This window comes from Nocardia colli (assembly GCF_008704205.1).
GTDB classification, from domain to species: domain Bacteria; phylum Actinomycetota; class Actinomycetes; order Mycobacteriales; family Mycobacteriaceae; genus Nocardia; species Nocardia colli.
The window spans coordinates 357065-375730 of sequence record NZ_VXLC01000014.1 but is presented as its reverse complement, the minus strand read 5'-3'; the positions used below and the strand labels follow the sequence as shown (position 1 = coordinate 375730).

General features: G+C 67.3%; 18 protein-coding genes. 12 read left to right on the top strand and 6 right to left on the bottom strand.

Going from position 1 to position 18666, the window contains the following annotated elements:
• Positions 1-1333 precede the first annotated feature (1333 nt).
• On the top strand, positions 1334-1861 hold the full coding sequence (locus F3087_RS26105) for a DUF6998 domain-containing protein (RefSeq protein ID WP_150404657.1): 528 nt from the start codon (positions 1334-1336) through the stop codon (positions 1859-1861).
• 30 nt (positions 1862-1891) lie between these two features.
• On the opposite strand, the gene F3087_RS26100 is transcribed toward F3087_RS26105, so the two are convergent.
• Positions 1892-2911: an NAD-dependent epimerase/dehydratase family protein gene (locus tag F3087_RS26100; protein WP_150404656.1), complete on the bottom strand. Its 1020-nt coding sequence runs from the start codon at positions 2909-2911 to the stop codon at positions 1892-1894.
• Between the two features lie 107 nt (positions 2912-3018).
• On the opposite strand from F3087_RS26100, the gene F3087_RS26095 reads away from it, so the two are divergent.
• Positions 3019-3621 carry a TetR/AcrR family transcriptional regulator gene (locus F3087_RS26095; RefSeq protein WP_223885337.1) on the top strand — a complete coding sequence of 201 codons (603 nt, stop codon included), beginning with the start codon at positions 3019-3021 and terminating at the stop codon, positions 3619-3621.
• On the opposite strand, the gene F3087_RS26090 is transcribed toward F3087_RS26095, so the two are convergent.
• Entirely contained in the window at positions 3602-4762 is a 1161-nt protein-coding gene (locus F3087_RS26090) for an erythromycin esterase family protein (RefSeq protein WP_150404655.1), read from the bottom strand. The genes F3087_RS26095 and F3087_RS26090 overlap by 20 nt on opposite strands.
• Positions 4763-4844: 82 nt before the next feature.
• On the opposite strand from F3087_RS26090, the gene F3087_RS26085 reads away from it, so the two are divergent.
• On the top strand, positions 4845-5552 hold the full coding sequence (locus F3087_RS26085; protein ID WP_150404654.1) for a TioE family transcriptional regulator: 708 nt from the start codon (positions 4845-4847) through the stop codon (positions 5550-5552).
• 58 nt (positions 5553-5610) lie between these two features.
• Here the strand turns inward: F3087_RS26085 and F3087_RS26080 are convergent, their stop codons facing one another.
• On the bottom strand, positions 5611-7116 hold the full coding sequence (locus F3087_RS26080; protein WP_150404653.1) for a flavin-containing monooxygenase: 1506 nt from the start codon (positions 7114-7116) through the stop codon (positions 5611-5613).
• 320 nt (positions 7117-7436) lie between these two features.
• On the opposite strand from F3087_RS26080, the gene F3087_RS26075 reads away from it, so the two are divergent.
• The 7 genes from F3087_RS26075 to F3087_RS26045 all read left to right on the top strand — a co-directional run bounded on the left by F3087_RS26075 (position 7437) and on the right by F3087_RS26045 (position 14775).
• Positions 7437-8174 (top strand): ABC transporter permease, encoded by a 738-nt coding sequence (locus tag F3087_RS26075; protein WP_150404860.1) that lies wholly within the window; start codon positions 7437-7439, stop codon positions 8172-8174.
• Positions 8175-8302: 128 nt separating this feature from the next.
• Complete coding sequence (locus F3087_RS26070) at positions 8303-9010, top strand: ABC transporter ATP-binding protein (protein WP_223885366.1); 708 nt, start codon at positions 8303-8305, stop codon at positions 9008-9010.
• Complete coding sequence (locus F3087_RS26065; protein WP_150404651.1) at positions 9007-10011, top strand: ABC transporter substrate-binding protein; 1005 nt, start codon at positions 9007-9009, stop codon at positions 10009-10011. Before F3087_RS26070 ends, F3087_RS26065 begins: the two co-directional genes overlap by 4 nt.
• A 12-nt stretch (positions 10012-10023) precedes the next feature.
• Positions 10024-11169 (top strand): LLM class flavin-dependent oxidoreductase, encoded by a 1146-nt coding sequence (locus tag F3087_RS26060; protein ID WP_150404650.1) that lies wholly within the window; start codon positions 10024-10026, stop codon positions 11167-11169.
• Between the two features lie 176 nt (positions 11170-11345).
• Positions 11346-12749: an APC family permease gene (locus F3087_RS26055; protein ID WP_150404649.1), complete on the top strand. Its 1404-nt coding sequence runs from the start codon at positions 11346-11348 to the stop codon at positions 12747-12749.
• A gap of 279 nt (positions 12750-13028) precedes the next feature.
• The gene (locus F3087_RS26050) at positions 13029-13439 is read left to right on the top strand and encodes a YybH family protein (RefSeq protein ID WP_150404648.1); all 411 of its coding nucleotides are present in this window, start codon (positions 13029-13031) and stop codon (positions 13437-13439) included.
• Between the two features lie 220 nt (positions 13440-13659).
• Entirely contained in the window at positions 13660-14775 is a 1116-nt protein-coding gene (locus tag F3087_RS26045) for a hypothetical protein (RefSeq protein ID WP_317983934.1), read from the top strand.
• Here F3087_RS26045 and F3087_RS26040 read toward each other — a convergent pair.
• Entirely contained in the window at positions 14767-15102 is a 336-nt protein-coding gene (locus tag F3087_RS26040; RefSeq protein WP_150404859.1) for a hypothetical protein, read from the bottom strand. The genes F3087_RS26045 and F3087_RS26040 overlap by 9 nt on opposite strands.
• Positions 15103-15369: 267 nt before the next feature.
• Here F3087_RS26040 and F3087_RS26035 point away from each other — a divergent pair, with 267 nt between their 5' ends.
• Both F3087_RS26035 and F3087_RS26030 read left to right on the top strand, forming a co-directional pair.
• On the top strand, positions 15370-15705 hold the full coding sequence (locus F3087_RS26035) for an RNA polymerase-binding protein RbpA (RefSeq protein WP_040731279.1): 336 nt from the start codon (positions 15370-15372) through the stop codon (positions 15703-15705).
• A 154-nt stretch (positions 15706-15859) separates the two neighbouring features.
• On the top strand, positions 15860-16783 hold the full coding sequence (locus F3087_RS26030; RefSeq protein ID WP_191094136.1) for an alpha/beta hydrolase fold domain-containing protein: 924 nt from the start codon (positions 15860-15862) through the stop codon (positions 16781-16783).
• Here the strand turns inward: F3087_RS26030 and F3087_RS26025 are convergent.
• Both F3087_RS26025 and F3087_RS26020 read right to left on the bottom strand, forming a co-directional pair.
• The gene (locus F3087_RS26025) at positions 16780-17562 is read right to left on the bottom strand and encodes an ABC transporter permease (protein ID WP_150404858.1); all 783 of its coding nucleotides are present in this window, start codon (positions 17560-17562) and stop codon (positions 16780-16782) included. The genes F3087_RS26030 and F3087_RS26025 overlap by 4 nt on opposite strands.
• A 62-nt stretch (positions 17563-17624) precedes the next feature.
• The gene (locus F3087_RS26020) at positions 17625-18620 is read right to left on the bottom strand and encodes an ATP-binding cassette domain-containing protein (protein WP_150404646.1); all 996 of its coding nucleotides are present in this window, start codon (positions 18618-18620) and stop codon (positions 17625-17627) included.
• Positions 18621-18666 lie beyond the last annotated feature (46 nt).

Sequence of the window (18666 nt, the reverse complement as noted above, 5' to 3'; positions counted from 1 at the left end):
GAATCGGGCGAGGATACTCAGCCAAGTCCCGCTCGACCGACCGCCGGAACACCAAACGGACTTGGCGGAGGCGAATAGCGAAAGAACGCCCGGCCATGTCCCGCTCGGGACGCGACTGGACACCGAACGGGACCTAACTGAGGCGAATTACAGGAGTCTCCGCCACCATGTCCCGCTCGGCGGAGCTTCGCGAGCAGGCGCTCAGTCAGGTCCCACTCGAGGGCATTCGGTCGACGGAAGGGAGTATCGGAGAAAGTGCTGCACCCACACCTTGCACCCGCATGCCGACTGCGCGGGGTGGATATCCCCTAGCCGAATCAGGAGGGCGCACTCCCGCCATATCCCGCCCGACGAACGGACAGCCCGGCCGAACACCGAACGGGACCTTCCCTCGAGCGAATCGCATAGCCCCACTCCTCCAGGTCCTGCTCGGAACCCAGCGAACAACAAATGGGACATAGCTGAGGCGAATCGCAGGAATGCACTCCACCACGTCCCGCTCACGGAGGCACGCGGCACCGAACGGGACCTCGCCGATCCGAATCCCGGGTGGGCGCTCCACCAGGTCCCGTTCACGGAGACATGCGGCGTCGAACGGGACCTCGCTGAGGCAAATCGCACGAATACCCTCCGACACGTCCTGCTCGGCGGAGCTTGCGGCATCGAACGGGAAGCCGTTGAGGCTAGTCACGACGGACGCTCGGCCAGGTCCCCGATCGAGGGCACGCGGTCGACGGACGGAGTGTCAGAAAACGTGCGTTGCCAACACTTTCTCCCGCATTTCAGCCGCGCGTCGAACAGAATTGGAGTAAGCCAACCGCCCTCGACTACGTCCCGCCAGAAGGAAGTCGCGTCCAGACTGAACACCGGACGGGACGTGGCTGCGACGAATCGCAGGAGTCCCCGCCGCCAGGTCCCGCTCACCGGAGCTTGGGGCATCGAAGGGAACGGGGCGGATGCGAATCGCAAGAGGCGCTCCACCAAGTCCCGCTCGGAACCCGGGCGAACACCAAACGGGACCCCGCTGAGCCGAATCGCAAGAATGCACTCCGCCGGGTCCCGATCGCGGAAGCGCGCTGCACCGAACGGGACGTCGGTGCGGCGATCCCGAGAGGGTCCTCAGCCAGGTCCCGCTCGGGGAGGCATGCAGCACCGAATGGGACATAGTTGAAGCGAATCGCGCGAAGGCCCTCCGTCATGTCCCGCTCGGCGGACGATGTGGCATCGAGCGGGACATGATGGAGGCGAGTCGGAGAGGGGTGGTCGGCCGAGTCCCGTTCGGGGGTGGTCTTTGATGGACCGGGTCGGGGTGGGTGGTATCTAGACTTCCGGGGTGGATGTCGATCTCACCGGATGTGCTGTGCCGGAGTTGCTTCGGCTGTGGGCGGGGACCATGGCGGAGTTGAATGCGCGCGGTCTGGTGCGGACGAACAACAATCCGGTGGGGGATCTTGCGGAGTCCATCGCGTACGAACATTACGGTGGCGAGCGGGGATCATTCAGTCAGAAAGGGTGGGATATCCGCACGCCTGGTGGGGAGCGGATTCAGGTGAAGGGCACGCGGCGGACTGCTGGTCGGCGGCGGAATCTGAGTGCGATTCGGGACAGCGACTACGACATTGTGCTGGTGGTTACGTTCGATGAAAACTTTGATCTCACTGAGTGTTTCACCCTGACGCGGGCGACGGTCGAAGCGGAGTTCAACCGTCGCCCGCATGTCAATGGGCGCATCATCACGGTGACCAATCGGCTGCTTGCCAGCGATCTCATCACACTGGTCGATCTGCGCGGCGCGTATCAGCGCATCAGCGCTCCACGGGAGCCGCCCGAAACTGTCAACACTGCAGGCGATGTCAGGTAGGGGCGGCTACGAGGTGAGCGGGGGCGGTGATCAGGCTGCGGCGTGTTCGATCAGGCTGTTGGCGCAGTCGAGGACGGCCTGGTCGGCGGGACGGGGGGCCCAGCCGAGGATGCGTTTGGCCTTGTCGGTGCTGTGCCGGTTGCGCCGGCCCAGGGCGGGGGCGATCTCGCCGAGGGACGCGTCGCTGAGCCGGGCGGCGAGCTTGACCGCGAAGTCGGGCAGCTGGCGGGTGGAGACCTGCTTGCCACGTTGGCCGAGGCCCTCGCGCAGGGTGCGGGCCATGTCGCGCATCCACATGAATTCGCCGGTGGCAAGGAAGCGTTCGCCAGCGGCGGCGGGTTCGGTCATCGCCCGGATGTGGATGTCGGCGAGGTCGCGGACGTCCACGATTTCCAGTCCGATGCGCGGGACGCCGGGCAGCTTGCCGCCGACCATGCGGGCGACGATGTCGACGGATCCGGTGGTGCTGGTGGTCAGGATGGGGCCGAAGACCGCGCCGGGCAGGATGGTGGTCAGCTCGGTCGGGCCGTCGTAGTCGGCCATGAAATCCCAGGCCGCGCGCTCGGCGAGGGTCTTGGACCGGCGGTACGGGATCAGCGTCGGATCCTCGGGGTCGGTCCACAGCGTCTCGTCGGTGATGCCGTCGGTCGCGTAGGACGACGGGCTGGAGGCGTTCGCCGCCGAGGTCAGCACCACGCGCTTGACCCCGCCCGCGGTGGCCGCGCGCAACACGCGTAGCGCGCCGCCGCGGGCCGCGTCGATCAGCGCGTCCACGTCGTCGGCGTTGCGGCCGAGCGGCGAGGCGACGTGCAGCACGTAGTCGACGTCCTTGACCGCGGCGTCCCAGCCGTCGTCCGAGGTCAGGTCGGCGATGGCGAAGGTCAACCGGCCGGCCGGGTCTACCGCGGTGGACACGGCCGAGATGACGGCCGCCTCCTTGTCTCTGCCACGCACGGTCGTGCGCACGTCGTAACCGCGTTCGAGCAGCTCGACGATGCACCAGCCCGCTACGTAGCCACTCCCCCCGGTTACCAGAACCAACTCACCCATCGTCGTCCTCCAATGTGTTCGGAACGCTTGTGCGAGAATGAAACGGAGACCCCTCCGGTATTGCCCGAGAGCGTACCGGAGGGCCCTCCGTTTAGCAAAGTTTGGGTATGGGCACAGTGTGTATGGATGGAGCGCCGACATTGGTGGACACGCCGAAGCAGGCCAGAGTTGATGCCCGAACTAATCGCGAACGCGTCCTCGTCGCCGCCAGGGACGCGTTCACCGTGTCCGGCGGCACGTCCCTGACGGCGATCGCCAAGCAGGCCGGGGTGGGCATCGGGACGCTGTACCGGCACTTCCCGAATCGGGAATCACTGATAGTCGCGCTCTACCGGCACGACATCCAGGAACTCATCGATCTGGCGCCGACGCTACGGGACAGACATCCGCCGCTGACCGCGTTGCGACTATGGTTGGACGAAGTCGCTCGATACGGACAGCTGAAATACGGTGTCGCCGAGGTCATTCACGCGGCGACCAACGGGGGGCTCGACGACGAGTACTACCGGCCGTTCGTGGGGGCGATCGGCGCGCTGCTCGAACAAGGTGTCGCCGCAGGCACACTCAAACCCGACCTCGATCCCGAGGATGTACTGCTCCAGCTCAGCGTTCTCTGGCGGATCAATCCCGAGAACGGCGGCGCCGAACGGGCCGCCCGCATCCTCGATCTCATTGTCGATGGACTTCAGGTCAACCCGCAATCCGACTAGGCGCGACAGTCGAGCTGTCGCCGATGTGCAGGACCGTGTCCGCGGTATCTAGCGTCGCGCGATCGAGCGGGAAGTATCCCTTCTCCGGGGTGGTGCCGGTCCGCATCCGAGCGCCTTCGAGCGTGGCGGCGGACGCCAAACCCCAAGTGCTGATTCGACTTTGCAGCGAACCCTCATACGTATCCGGCTCGGGCGCCGACAGCTCCAGACCTGCACTGCGCCCCAGGCTGCCCGCGATGAAGGTGTACTGCTCACCCCACAGCGCGCCGACGATGGCGCCGACGCCGACCCAGTCGAGGACCATGCCGGCGACCTCCATGGTGCCGGGGTGCCGCCGCAGGTGGAAGTTGTGCGCGTGCGCCAGCGTCCCGCCGCGACCGGCCTCGAGCCCGCGGATGTCGAGGAGGTTCCGGGCCATGATCGCGTCCCGGGTGGACGACAGCAGCGATATCCGGGCGTCCAGGTCGAGTTGCCGGGCGGCCTGCCGATGGTAGCGGAGCAGACCGATGCCCGCGGTGAGATACGTTCTGGCCCTTTGCCACTCGGCGTGTGACGTGCTGTCGATCAGTTCTGGTGCGCGTCGTTCGAGCGAGCCGAGCAGGTCGTACGCGATCGAACGCAATTGGCCGGCCTCGGGCGTAGCGCCGATCGACTTGGTGGCGTCCAGGATTGCCTCCTCGCGCTGCCAGAGTTCGTCGTCACCAAGCAGACTCGCGAAGTCGACGTCGGATTGCAGGTAGTCGCGGGCGTATTCGAGGTAGCGTCGCGGGCTTTGAGCGGTGGTGTTCTCGGTTTGCCCGTCGAAGCCGTGGAAGGTCAGTTGCTCTTCCGGCGGTCGGTGCTCGTTGTAGTCGCGCATCCAGCCGACCAACTGCCGGTTGCCTTCCAGCTTTCCCCAGCCGTGCGAGAAGCCCTCGCTCATCACGGTCTCGAAGGTGCCGATGCCCGCCTGGACGAAATCGTTCACGGCGAGCGCGGCGACCCGGTCGATTTCCAAGGCGATCGAGCGGAAGCCGAGGTCGGCCAGTTGCGCGAACAGTTCGTTGCGGACCAGTTGGAAAGCCGGTTCCTGGTGCGTGGGTTCGCCCAGAGCTACCAGGTCACATGGTGTGGGCACGAAGTCTCGAATGTTCTGACTCATGTGTCTGAATCATATCGTTGAAAGAACGGTTGAGACTTTCGTGCATACTGACCGCTCAACGCTCCGGTAAAGTCTCAAACCAGTGAATACCCTGCGACCAGCCGACCTAGCGCGCGAGCACGGCCTCTCGACCCAAGCCGTACGCAATTATGAGCAGGACGGATGCATCCCACCCGCCGAACGCACCGCGAGCGGCTACCGGATCTACACCGAGGCGCATGCGGCGGCGCTACGGACCTACCTCGCACTGATCCCGGCCTATGGGCACGCAGCGAGCGGCCAGATCATGAACGCACTCCACGACAACGGAGTCGAGGGCGTGCTGGTGACCATCGATCGCGGCCACAGCCAATTACTGCGGGACAGAGAGACTCTCGATACGGTGCGGAAAGCGGTCGCGCACCTGACGGCCGAATCCCCCACCGTCGCAGACTCATCCGGCGAAACGCGAACCATCGGCGAACTCGCGCACCAACTCCGGGTAACCCCGGCAACCCTGCGCAACTGGGAGAACGCAGGCATCCTCGCCCCCGCACGCGACCCAGCCACCGGTTATCGCCGTTACAGCGCAAGCGATCTCCGCGACGCCCACCTCACCGACCTACTCCGGCGCGGCGGCTACCCCCTGGGACACATCCGCACGGTGATCCAGCAGATCCGAACCGCCGGCGGCACAGACGCATTGGCCGCAGCGCTGACGGACTGGCAGCGAAAACTCACCCAGCAGGGCCTGGCCATGCTCAACGCCGCCACCCAGCTCAACCTCTACCTGAACCTGCACGCCCTTTGATTTCCCGCACACGTAATCGCATGCGATTACGTGTGCGGGAAATCAGGCAGTGTGCGGCTCAGGCGGTGCGGGTCTCGGCCAGCGGGCGATCCTTGGATCCGTCGGCGGTCCGGGTGAAGCTCAGTACGCCGTCCTCGATCGGGCCCTTGCGGAGCATCTTCCGGTCACGGAAGTAGTTGTTGATGACCTGCCACGGCCCGCGGGTGCCCTGCCGGGGCATGACCGCGTCGCCGCGCTGGATGTAGCCGGAGGTGAGCGCGCCGCCCATGACCGACTCGGCGGCCTTGTCGCCTTCTTCAGCCACCGCAACGACTTTCGTGAAGCCGCCCGACTTCATGTGGTTGAGCACGCGGCAGAAGTATTCGGCGGCGAGGTCGGCCTTGAGTGTCCAGGAGGCGTTGGTGTAGCCGAGCACCATCATCGCGTTCGGCACGCCGTCGAGCATCGCGCCCTTGTAGACGACCCGGTCGCGGGTGACCACCGGCTCGCCGTCCACCTCCAGGGTCGCGCCGCCGAGCATCTGCACGCGCAGGCCGGTCGCGCTGATCACCAGGTCGGCGGGCAGTTCCTCGCCCGAGGCGAGGCGGATGCCGGTCTCGGTGAAGGACTCGATGCGGTCGGTGACGATGGACGCCTTGCCGCTGCGCAGCACCTTGAACAGGTCGCCGCTGGGCACCACGCACAACCGCTGATCCCACGGATCGTAGGACGGGGTGAAGTGCTTCATGTCGACATCGGAGCCGAGCCACATCCGCACCGCGCCGAGCAGCACCTTCTTCGACGCGGCGGGGTTGGTGCGGGAGAGCTGAAAACTGGCGCGCTGCAACGCGATATTGCGCGCACGACCGGTCCGGTAAGCCAGCTTGGCGGGCACCCGGGCCAGCTTCAGGCCGACCGCGACCGGGTCGTCGGCGGGCAGCGCGGTGATGTAGGTGGGCGAGCGTTGCAGCATGGTGACGTGCGCGGCGTCCTCGCTCATCGCGGGAACCAGGGTGATCGCGGTGGCGCCGCTGCCGATCACCACGACCCGCTTGCCGCGGTAGTCGAGCCCCTCGGGCCAGTGCTGCGGGTGCACGATCTGCCCGCCGAAGTCGGCCTCGCCGGGGAATTCCGGGCGGAAGCCGTTGTCGTAGTCGTAGTAGCCGGTACAACCGACGAGGAAGTTGCTGGTGAAGGTCTCGACGGCGCCGGTCTGCTCGTCGAGCGCCTCGACCGTCCAGCTGCCCGCCTCGCTCGACCAGCGGGCGGTGGTGACCTTGCGGCCGAAGTGGATGTGCTCCTTGACGCCGTATTCGACGGCGGTGTCCTCGACGTACTGGCGGATGTGCGGGCCGTCGGCGAGCACCTTGGTGCCGATCCAGGGGCGGAAGCCGTAGCCGAAGGTGAGCATGTCCGAGTCGGAGCGAATGCCGGGGTACCGGAACAGGTCCCAGGTGCCGCCGATCGCGGTGCGGCGCTCCAGGATCGCGTAACTGCGCCCGGTTTGCTCGCGGGTGAGGTGGCAGGCCATGCCGATACCGGAGAGGCCGGCGCCGATGATCAGTACGTCGACATGCCGCGTCATTGAGGAATCCGTTTCGTCTGGTCACGCCTCGATCACCTTCGACCGAGAACTCCTGTCGAGGTTACGTGTTATCCGAGGTTACGTCTAGTCCCGGTTGCTGGAAACATGCTGACGGGCGAACACCCAATTAAAACCGTGCTGGTTTGAAACGGTGACTCCACCGCGCCGGGCGCACAGCATGGAGGACTGCGGCGTGCTCGCTGGCGCTGCGCAGATCTGTCCCCAACCCGAGGTGTCGCGTGTCATCAATTGTTGTGGAGCCGACACCGATTCGGGTTCGGTCGGCGGCTCGGTGGCGGCCGCGCAAATCGTGGTTACGGGTGGTCAGCCCGCTGGTCCTGGTGATCGCGTGGCAGGTGGCCAGCGCGACCGGCGTACTGCCGGAACGACTTCTGGCTTCGCCCATCACGATTGTCCAGACCACGGGTGACCTGCTGCGCGCAGGCACGTTGCAGGAAGCGATCACGGTGTCGCTGGGCCGGGCGGCGACCGGGTTCGTGATCGGCGCCGCGCTGGGCATCGGGCTGGCGATTCTCGCCGGACTGAGCACGATCGGTGAGTACGTCGTCGATCCGCCGATGCAGATGCTGCGGACCGTGCCGTTCTACGGCCTGATTCCGTTGCTGATCCTGTGGTTCGGCATCGGCGAGCTGCCGAAGGTGGTGCTGGTCGCGTTCGGCGTGGCGATTCCGTTGTATCTCAATACCTTCGCCGGAATCCGCGGCGTGGACGGCAAACTCGCCGAGCTCGCGCAGGTGCAGCAGCTCGGCCGGATCGCCGTGATCGGGCACATTGTGCTGCCGGGCGCGCTGCCGCAGATCCTGGTCGGCCTGCGCCAGTCGCTCGGCATCGCCTGGCTGGCGTTGATCGTGGCCGAGCAGGTCAATGCCGATGCGGGGCTCGGTTTTCTGATCAACGACGCCCGCGAGTTCCTGCGCACCGACGTCATCGTGGTCGGCCTGCTCGTGTACTGCGTGCTCGGTCTGCTGACCGATGCGTTCGTTCGATTGATCGAGAGGAAGGCGCTGGCATGGCGACGCGGATTCCTGGGACAGTGATTACCGAAGAGCTGATCGACGACCGGGCGGAGACGCGGGCCGCCGCGGCGAAAAACGGCTCGGTCGTGGCGACTTCCGCGAACCGGGTCGAGGGTCGTCCGGCCGCAACAACTTCGACCGATGAGCCGATCACGCCGGTCGCGCGCGTACGCGGATTGGTCCGCGAGTTCGACGGTCGCCGCGTGCTCGACGGACTCGATCTCGACATCGCGCCAGGCGAATTCGTCGCGTTGCTCGGTCGCAGCGGGTCGGGCAAGTCCACCTTGCTGCGCGCGCTGGCCGGTCTCGATCGTGGCGTTCGAGGCGAGCTCGACACGCAAGGCACCATCGCCGTCGCCTTCCAGGAACCGCGCCTCGTACCGTGGAAACGCGTGCTGGCCAACGTATTTCTCGGTCTGCGCCACGACGATCCGAAGGCCGCCGCCCGTGCCGTGCTCGCCGAGGTCGGCCTCGCCGAGCGCGCGAATGCCTGGCCGCTCACCCTCTCCGGCGGCGAGGCGCAACGCGCCAGCCTCGCCCGCGCGCTGGTCCGCGAGCCGGATCTGCTGCTGCTCGACGAGCCGTTCAGCGCCCTGGATGCGTTGACCCGCATCACCATTCACCGTCTCGTCATCGATCTGTGGCAGCGCCGCGAACCCGGCGTCCTGCTGGTCACCCACGACGTCGACGAGGCGCTGCGGCTGGCCGACCGGGTGCTGGTGCTCGGCGACGGCCGGATCGCCCACGAGTCGCGCATCGACCTGCCGCGGCCGCGCCGCAACGACCATGCCCAACTGCTCTCCCTGCGCAACACACTGCTCGCCGAACTGGGCGTAGCACCGGAAGGAACCGAATGAAAGCCAGAAGGCTGCTGCTCGCAACGACTCTCGCACTGGTCGTGGCGGTCGGCACGGCCTGCGGGTCGGACAAGGCCGAGGACGCGGCGGTCCGCCCCGACGGTTCGATCGACCTGTCCCAGGTGACATTGCACGCGGGCGATCAGAAGGGCACCGGGCTGCAAGCGCTGCTCACCGCCGCGGGCGAGCTGGACAAGACGCCGTACAAGATCACCTGGTCGCAGTACCCGTCCGGCCCGCCGATGCTGGAGGCGATCAACGCCGGCGCGGTCGATATCGGCGGCGTCGGCAATGCCCCGCCGGTGTTCGCGGCCGCGGCCAAGTCGCAGATCAAGATCGTCAGCGGCTACCGGGCCGGCATCGAGGGACAAGCCGTCGTGGTGCCCAAGGATTCGCCGCTGCGCAGCCCGGAAGAGTTGCGCGGCAAGAAGATTGCCGTGGCCAAGGGCAGTTCGGCGCACCATCACCTGCTCGCGGTGCTGAACAAGGCGGGCATCAAGTGGGATCAGATCGAACCGCAGTACTTGCAGCCGCCGGACGCGCTGGCCGCGCTGTCCACCGGCCGGGTCGACGCCTGGGCCATCTGGGACCCCTACACCGCGCAGGCCGAGCAGCAGGCGAACGCGCGAATCCTGGTGAACGGCAACGGGTATGTCACCGGCGATGCCTTCTATGTGGCCGGCGCCAAGGCGCTGGAGAACAAGGCGACCTCCGCCGCCCTGCGTGACCTGCTCGCCCGCATCGCCCGGGCGCACGTCTGGGTCAACGCGCACCCCGAGCAGTGGGCGAAGACCTACGCCGAGCTGACCGGACTCCCCTACGACGTCATCCTCACCGTCGTCAAACGTGGCCCGTACCAAGACCATCCGCTCGACGCCGCCACCATCACCGCCGAGCAGGGCGTCGCGGACGCGTTCGCCGACGCCGGGCTCATCCCGCGCAAGGTCGACATCAAGGACTACACCGACACCCGCTTCAACGACCTGTATCCCCCGGCCTAAGGAGTTGGCTTCATGACTTTGTCCTTCCACTGGTTCCTGCCCACCTACGGCGATTCGCGCGGCCTGGTCGCGGGCGGGCACGGCACCTTCATGTCCGGTGACCGGCCCGCGACGCTGCGCTACCTGAACCAGATCGGCGCGGCCGCCGAGGACAACGGCTTCGAGGCGGTGCTCACCCCGACCGGCGCCTGGTGCGAGGACGCCTGGCTCACCACGGCGATGATGGTGGACACCACCGAGACGCTGAAGTTCCTGGTCGCGCTGCGCCCCGGCCTGGTCAGCCCGACGCTGGCGGCACAGATGGCGGGCACCTTCCAGCGGCATTCGCAGGGCAGGCTGCTGCTGAACGTGGTGACCGGCGGCGAGCCGCACGAGCAGCAGGCCTACGGCGACTTCCTGGACAAGGAACAGCGCTACGCGCGCACCGGCGAGTTCCTGCACGTGGTGAAGGAGCTGTGGAACTCGCACGAGCCGATCACCTTCGAGGGTGAGCACATTCACGTCCGCGACGCGCTGCTGAGCAACCGGCCCGATCCGATTCCGCCGGTGTTCTTCGGCGGTTCGTCCGCGCCGGCCGGACCGGTCGCGGCCCGCTACGCCGACACCTACCTCACCTGGGGCGAGCCGCTGCTCGCGGTGAGCCGGAAGCTGGAGTGGATTCGGCGGCTGGCCGTCGACCAGGGCCGCGTCCTCGATTACGGCCTGCGCATCCACGTGATCAGCCGCGACACCTCCGAGGAGGCGTGGGCCGAGGCGGATCGGCTGTTGCAGGGCATCGACCCGGCCGATGTCGAGCGGGTGCAGGCGAGCCTGGCGCGCAGCGAGTCGGAAGGGCAGCGGCGGATGTCGGAGCTGCACGGCGGCAGCACCGATCGGCTGGAGATCGCGCCGAACCTGTGGGCCGGGGTCGGGCTGGTGCGCGGCGGGGCCGGCACCGCGCTGGTCGGGTCGCACGCCGAGGTGGCCGAGCGGCTGATCGAGTACTCGAAGCTCGGCATCCAGCACTTCATTCTGTCGGGGTATCCGCACCTGGAAGAGGCGTACTGGTTCGGCGAGGGTGTGCTGCCGATCCTGGAGCGCAAGGGGCTGTGGAGTCACCCGTCCCGACCGGCCGCCGCGCCGGTCGCGACCCCCTTCGCGGCGTCGTCGAGCAGCTGACCCAGATGTGCCTTCGGGTTCCCGCACACGGCTTCACCTGCGAGTTCGGGTGCGGGAACGCGGACGGTGCGCGATACCCAGTTGCACCCAGTTAACGGTGACTGACTCACTTCGATGAGAATGATCTAGTGGTCCGGCTCCCCGGCCGGCCCTCTAGTCGAGCTCATAAGGGAGTCATGACCACCCCAGCCGCCCAGCGATGGCGTCGCCGCCTGCCCGACACCGCGACCACCGACGGAGCGCCCCAGCTGGCGCGCAGACTCGGGCGCATCGACCTCACGGCGATGGGGGTCGGCACGATTGTCGGCGCGGGCATCTTCGTGATCACCGGCGTGGCCGCGGCGGAGAAGGCCGGGCCGTCGATCGTGCTGTCGTTCCTGCTGGCCGGAACGGTGTGCGTGCTGGTCGCGCTCTGCTACAGCGAGCTCGCGGCGATGGTGCCGGTGTCCGGCAGCGCCTATACCTATACCTATGCCACGCTCGGTGAGGGGCCCGCGTTCCTGGTCGGGTGGAATCTGTTGCTGGAGTTCGTGATCGCGGGCGCCGCGGTCGCGATCGGCTGGTCCGGGACGACGGTGTCGGCGCTGGATTCGATCTTCGGGATCACCGTGCCCAAGGCCATCGCGGCGGGTCCGAGCGAGGGCGGGATCGTGAATCTGCCTGCGGTGCTGATCATCTGCGTGATCGTCGCCGTGCTGGTGTTCGAGGTGTCACTGACCGCGCGGATCACCAAGGTGCTCGTCGGGGTGACGATCGGCGTGCTGGTGCTGGTGGTCGCGGTCGGTGCGCCGCATATCGACGTGAACAACTGGACTCCGTTCGCGCCCTTCGGATTCGGCGGAATCGTCGGCGGCGCGGCCATCGCGTTCTTCGCGTTCCTCGGCTTCGACGTCGTCGCGGCCTCGGCCGAGGAGGCGCGCAACCCGCGCAAGGACGTGCCGTTCGCCATCATCGGCACGGTGCTCATCGCGACCGTGCTCTACGCGCTGGTCAGCGCCGTGCTCACCGGGATCGCGCCGTTCGCGTCGCTGAACAACGGGGCGCCGATCGCGACCGCGTTCGGCGGGCTGAAGATCGGCTGGATCGGCAATGTCATCGTGATCGCCTCGGTCATCGCGTTGACCAAGGGGCTGCTGATGATCGTCTACGCACAGGTGCGGCTGGCGTTCGCGATGTGCCGGGATCGATTGCTGCCCTACGGTTTCGCGCAGACCGGCAAGCGGTCCACGCCGGTCCGGCTGACGCTGCTGCTCGGGGTGTTCTGCGCGACCATCGCCGGGTTGCTGCCGATCGACATCGTGGTGGAGCTGGTGAACATCGGGGCGCTGTCCGCGTTCGCGGTGGTGTGCGTCGGCGTGCTGGTGTTGCGCCGGGCCGAGCCGGAGCGGGAGCGGCCGTTCCGGACGCCGTTCGTGCCGGTGGTTCCGGTGCTCGCGCTCGTCGGGTGCGTGCTGCTCGCGACGACGTTGGACGGGTTGACCTGGGTGCGGTTCGCGGTGTGGGTGGCGGTCGGGCTGATCGTGTACTTCGGGTACAGCCGTAAGCGCTCCACGCTCGCCCCGGCTCCCGTGCGCGCCTGACCCACTGCCCCGGCCTTCCCGGCGAATCGCCCGTCTCCTCGGCGAATCCCTCCGGCCTTCTCGGCGAATCCTCTCGTCCGGCGAAGTTCCCGGCGTTGCGGCGAACGCCGGGATCGAGTCGCGACCTGCGGATTCGGGGCCGACGCGAGCCCAGATGGCGGGTAATCATCGGGATAAATCACACATGATGCGGAATCCATTGCGCCCCATGCGCGTTTTCGGCAGGCTCACTAGATGCCGAACGTACTGGTGAGGCGCCAGATGAAGGGACGATGAACGATGTCGGACGACGAGAAGACGATCCGGGTTCTGATCGAGCGGTGGGCCGCCGCCGTGCACGCGGGCGACCTGGCCGCCGTCCTCGCCGATCACGCCCCTGACATCGTGATGTTCGATGTGCCGCCGCCGGACGAGGGCCTGCGCGGCATCGACGCCTACCAGGCCGCCTGGCCCGGCTTCTTCGAGTGGCAGGCGCAGGGCGCGACCTTCGAGATCGTCTCGCTCGACGTCACCGCAGGCACCGACGTCGCCTTCGCCCACGCCCTGCTCCTCTGCGGAACCGCCGAAGACTTCGCCAAGAACCCGGCCCGCCGCCTCCGCCTCACCCTCGGCCTCCGCAAAGAAAACGGCCGCTGGACCGTCTCCCACGAACACCACTCGTTCCCGGACACCAGCCTCCCCGCCATCTGATCGGTCGACAGCCGCACGGGTTTTGACATACGCACGCGTGTCAGTCCGGCGCGTCGGGGTGCGAAGGGTCAGAAGGCGTGCGGCTGTATGGGGCGCGTCGGCGAGGTGGGGGATCTCGGTTCGTCGGACGAGACCGGCGGCGGCTCAGTACTCCGGTACTAGACGCGAATAGCGCTGCGGCGGGACGTGTTCCGGGGGTTCGGATTTCTACCTTCGGAGCATGCCTACAACACATTTCGCCGCGCTCGAGAATCGGTCTTCGGCGCGGCATCGCCGCAGCGGCGCGGTCGCTGGGGCTGCCTCGCGGTTGCATCGGCCGTTGAAGTGGATGTCGTTCACGATGGCCGGGCTGGTCGTGTTCTCGCTGGTGGCGATGGTGGTCGACGATCGTATGCTGCTCGGTGAGTCGGTCTGGTTGAAGCCGATGAAGTTCGGGCTCGCGTTCGCTTTGTACGGGCTCACGCTCGCTTGGCTGCTGTCGTTGCCGCACAAGGGAAGTCGCGTGACCTGGTGGCTCGGGACGGTGTTCGCGGTGACCGGCATCCTCGATGTCGGGTTCATCGCGGTGCAGGCCGCGCGCGGCACGTTCAGCCATTTCAACAACGAGACCGATGCGTGGAACGAGATCGGGCAGCAGGTGTTCCAGTCCGGCGTGCCGGGGCTGTTCCTGGCGAACCTGGTCATCGTGCTGATCCTGTCCTGGCAGCGGCTGGTGGATCGGCCGACCGCGCGGGCGATCCACGCCGGACTGTTCCTGGCGGTTGTCGGGATGATGCTCGGGTATCTGATGGGCTTCACCGGCAAGCAACTGGTTCGCGACGCCGACGGCAATGTGGTCGAGCTGGTCGCCGGGCATACCGTGATCGACCAGGCCGGCCGCGATTTGTCGCCCCGTGACGCCGCTCCGGGCATGCCGATCACGCACTGGAGCACCATCGGCGGCGACCTGCGCGTCCCGCACTTCATCGGCTTGCACGGCATCCAGGTGCTGCTGCTCGCCGTCGTCGTCCTGGCCTGGCTGGCCCCGCGCTACCCCTGGCTGCGAGCCGAACGCACCCGCGCCGCGGTGATCGGCGTCCTCGCCCTCGGCTACACCGGCCTGCTGGCCATCGTGTTCACCCAGGCAATGCGCGCCCAGTCGCTGGTCCACCCCGACGCCACCACGCTGACCGCCTTCGCCGGTCTCACCGCAGGCGTCGTGGCACTGCTCGGCCTCGTCTACTGGCGAGCCCGCACAACCATGGACCGCGAGCCGATCACCGCAGACCCGATCCTCCACCGAGAGCCCACTCCCCTGCACCGAGCCGACCCGGTCCGCACACGCCGATCAACGTAGGCGTTCGGCGTCCCTGGTCAGCTCGAGCAACGTTTTGCCCAGCATCGCCAGCTCATCCGGGCTCGCGCCCTCCTCGATGGCGATGGCGACATCCTCCGCGGCGCAGCGGGCGGCGAACCAGCGGTCGGCCAGGTCGGCGGCCTCCTGGGCGCTGAGCACGACGGAGTCGTCGGGGATGCCGGTCCCCTTCAGACTGTTGCGGTGCTCGTAGGCGCGTTGGCGACAGGATTGACGGCAGTACCGGCGACGACGCCCGGCCTCGGACTCCACGATCTCCCGCCCGCACCACAGGCAGGACAGCTGGCGAGAGTGACGACGATCAGAGATGGAACACACCCCCTAGCGGGACAGCAAGCGGCGCGACATGACGCAGAACCTTAATCGCTCGCCGCCCGGAACCCGCTCAGCGACCCCGGGAACCGCCCGACGCCGGGCGCGGCGAGGTCGGCGCGCCGTTGGCACTACAATGGAACGGTTCCGCGGCCCGTCGGGAACTATCGGCGCAGGCCCGTTCGTTGCACATAAGGTCCAGCGAGCAGCAATCGCTCGTACGGTCGCAGCAACAAGACTCGAGCACACAGGGAGAGGCACACCATGGCAGATCGCGTACTCCGGGGCAGTCGGCTCGGAGCGGTGAGCTACGAGACCGATCGCGACCACGACCTGGCTCCACGTCGGATCGCCCGGTACCGCACCGACAACGGTGAAGAGTTCGACGTCCCGTTCGCCGACGACGCCGAAATCCCTCCGACGTGGCTTTGCCGCAACGGTCAGGAAGGCATGCTGATCGAGGGCACCACCGTCGAGACGAAGAAGGTCAAGCCCCCGCGCACCCACTGGGACATGCTCCTGGAGCGCCGCAGCAAGGAAGAGCTCGAGGAGCTGCTCAAGGAGCGCCTCGACCTGCTCAAGACCCGCCGCCGCGTCTAGGTCGCACAGCCGAAAAGGCCGCCCGCATCGAAAGATGCCGGCGGCCTTTCGCGTACCCGGTCGGCGGCCCGGGGGTTCGGGTGAGATCGGCCGGGGTACTAAGGGTCTGGCGCGACCAACCGGATCGTCGCAGTACGCGTGGGGAGGCAAGGGAATGGCGCAGGAGATAGATGTGAGCCCGGAGGCTCGGGAGTTCGCCGAGCAGACCTGGCAGTCGGGGGTGAAGCAGCTGGTGGTGACGGTCGAGGCGGCGACGGCCGCGGTGGAGATGACGCGGCAGTTTCCGATGGCGAAGGAACCCCCGGCGGAGTTCACCGAGCAGTTCGCGGTCGGTACCGAGGTCAGCACCGATGTGCGCGGCAATGTCTGGGTCGTGTACACGGCGACCGAGCGGGATCGGGAGCCCGAACGGACCGTCCTATACACCCACGGCGGTGGTTTCGTGCTGCGGATGTCGCCGGACAGCTGGCGAGAATGCGCGGAGGTGATCACCGAAACCAGGGCGCGCCTGGTCATTCCGCTGTATCCGCTGGCGCCCGAGGGCACCGGCGAGGTCATCCCGGACATGATCGCGGACATCGCGGCGAAGCTGATCGCCGACGAGGGTCCCGAGCGGGTGACGCTGCTCGGCACCTCCGTCGGCGCGACGATCACGCTGTCGGCGGCGCAGATCCTGCGCGATCGCGGGGTGCCGAATCCGCACCTGACCGCGCTGATCGTGCCGGTGCTCGACAACCGCTACCGCGACCCGGAGATGGCGGAGATCGATGCGCTCGACCCGTTCCTCAGCCCGGAGGGGTGCCGCTACTTCGGCAGCCTGTACTGCGGCGATCTGGACGTGACCGACGCCCGCGTGAGCCCGATGCTCGGCGACAACGACAACCTCGGCCACATCCTCATGTTCAGCGGCACCCACGACATCCTGAACTGCCAGGCTCGCAAATTCGCGGCCATGTCGTTCACCGGCACCCGGCTCGAGTACCACGAGGCCCCGCAGATGATCCACATCTGGATGGCCGCACCGATACCCGAGGGACAGGCCGCACGGGAAACGCTGTTCCGGGCGATCCGGGGTTAGTGGCTGGCCACCTTCCGGTAGCGCAGCAACGCCAACGGAACGGCGACCGCCAGAATGACGAGTGAGCAGCCGATCGCATATCCGACACAGTGATCGGCCGCCCACCCGGTCGGGTGCGCGAACGCGGGCGGGGCGTCGTTGTCGAACAGCTTGCGCCCCGCGGCGGAAACGGCGGTGATCGGATTCCACTCGGCGATCGTGCGCAGCGGACCCGGAAGGGTTTGGCCCGGAATGAACGCCGACGAGATGAACGACAGCGGGAACAGCCAGATCAGGCCCGCACTCTGCGCCACTTCGACATTCGGCGACAGCAGACCGGTCAGCGCACCGACCCAGGACATCGCGAAGGCGAACAGCAGGATCACCCCGAAAGCCAGTGCGGCGTCGCCGATTCCGCCGTTGATCCGCCAGCCGACCACATACCCGCAGCCGACCATGACGGCGACGCTGAGCACATTCACCACCAGATCGGACAACGTGCGCCCCATCAGCACCGCCAGCCGCGACATCGGCAGCGTGCGCATCCGATCGATGATGCCCTTCTGCAAGTCACTGGCCAGCCCGACGGTGGTGAAGGCCGCGTTGAAAGCCACTGTCTGCGTGAAGATTCCGGCCAGCAGGAACTCGCGATACTGGCTACCGCCCAAGGACCCACCGAAGATATACGCGAACAAGAACACGAACATCAGCGGCTGGATCGTCGCGGTCACCAGCAACGTCGGCACCCGCAGAATGGTCAGCAGGTTCCGATGCGCGACAATCGCGCTGTCCCGGAAGATCCGAAACTGTGGCCCGGAATCCAGCTGAGCCACTTGCTTTTTCGGCGCTTCGACCACGGCAGTCACGAGAGAATCTCCTCTGTTACATCATCGGTTTCTGGCTGGCGCTCGGCCGAATCACGGGCCGAAGTGCCGGTGAGCGAAAGGAATACGTCGTCGAGGCTCGGGCGATGGACGTTCGCGTCCACCACGCACACGCCTGCGTCGTCGAGCCGGCGCAGCGCCTCGACCATGGTGCGCGAGCCGTCGCCGACCACGATCGACGCCTCGTTGGTGTCCGCCTCGTGGCTCGGCTCGCCGATGCCGATCTGGGCGAGCACGGTCAGCGCCGGTTTCACGTCCTGCCCGGCGGCGAGGGTGACGGTGAGCCGGTCACCGCCGATGGACATCTTCAGCTCGTCCGCGGATCCGCGCGCGATCACCCGGCCGCGGTCGATCACCGTGATCCGATCCGCGAGCAGATCGGCTTCCTCCAGGTACTGCGTGGTCAGCAGCACGGTGGTGCCGTCGTCGACGAGTTCGCCGATGACGCGCCACATGTCGAGCCGCCCGCGCGGGTCGAGCCCGGTGGTCGGCTCGTCCAGCACCACCACGGCGGGCCGGGCGACGAGCGCGCCGGCCAGGTCGAGCCGTCGCGCCATACCGCCGGAGTAGGTACCCGCCCGGCGGTCTGCGGCGTGCTCCAAGCCGAACGCGCTCAACAACTCCACCGCGCGCACGGTGGACTGCCGCGGCGACATCCCGTACAGCCGGGCCACCATGCGCAGGTTCTCGTATCCGGACAGGTTCGCGTCCACCGCGGCGTACTGACCGGAGAGCCCGATCCGTCGCCGCGCCGCACCCGGATTGCGCAACACGTCCACCCCGGCCACCCGGACCGAGCCGGCGTCCGGGCTGAGCAGCGTGGTAACGATGCGAACCGTCGTCGTCTTGCCCGCACCGTTGGGCCCGAGCAGACCCATTACGGTGCCGGTCGGAATGTGCAGGTCGATGTTGTCCAGTACCCGGATCTTGCCGTAGCTCTTCACCAGGCCGTGGACCTCTACTGCCAAGCTCACTGGTTTACCTCCCCGAGCGCCGCTGTCGCGGCCGGTCTGTCGGCGG

What these genes read in the sequence shown, in the direction of transcription:
- F3087_RS26080 (WP_150404653.1), bottom strand. Translation starts at nt 7,116, where the DNA reads ATGACGCGGCATGTCGACGTACTGATCATCGGCGCCGGCCTCTCCGGT.
- F3087_RS26095 (WP_223885337.1), top strand. Translation starts at nt 3,019, where the DNA reads ATGGGCACAGTGTGTATGGATGGAGCGCCGACATTGGTGGACACGCCG.
- F3087_RS26045 (WP_317983934.1), top strand. Translation starts at nt 13,660, where the DNA reads ATGCCTACAACACATTTCGCCGCGCTCGAGAATCGGTCTTCGGCGCGG.
- F3087_RS26090 (WP_150404655.1), bottom strand. Translation starts at nt 4,762, where the DNA reads ATGAGTCAGAACATTCGAGACTTCGTGCCCACACCATGTGACCTGGTA.
- F3087_RS26060 (WP_150404650.1), top strand. Translation starts at nt 10,024, where the DNA reads ATGACTTTGTCCTTCCACTGGTTCCTGCCCACCTACGGCGATTCGCGC.
- F3087_RS26055 (WP_150404649.1), top strand. Translation starts at nt 11,346, where the DNA reads ATGACCACCCCAGCCGCCCAGCGATGGCGTCGCCGCCTGCCCGACACC.
- F3087_RS26035 (WP_040731279.1), top strand. Translation starts at nt 15,370, where the DNA reads ATGGCAGATCGCGTACTCCGGGGCAGTCGGCTCGGAGCGGTGAGCTAC.
- F3087_RS26065 (WP_150404651.1), top strand. Translation starts at nt 9,007, where the DNA reads ATGAAAGCCAGAAGGCTGCTGCTCGCAACGACTCTCGCACTGGTCGTG.
- F3087_RS26100 (WP_150404656.1), bottom strand. Translation starts at nt 2,911, where the DNA reads ATGGGTGAGTTGGTTCTGGTAACCGGGGGGAGTGGCTACGTAGCGGGC.
- F3087_RS26030 (WP_191094136.1), top strand. Translation starts at nt 15,860, where the DNA reads ATGGCGCAGGAGATAGATGTGAGCCCGGAGGCTCGGGAGTTCGCCGAG.
- F3087_RS26050 (WP_150404648.1), top strand. Translation starts at nt 13,029, where the DNA reads ATGTCGGACGACGAGAAGACGATCCGGGTTCTGATCGAGCGGTGGGCC.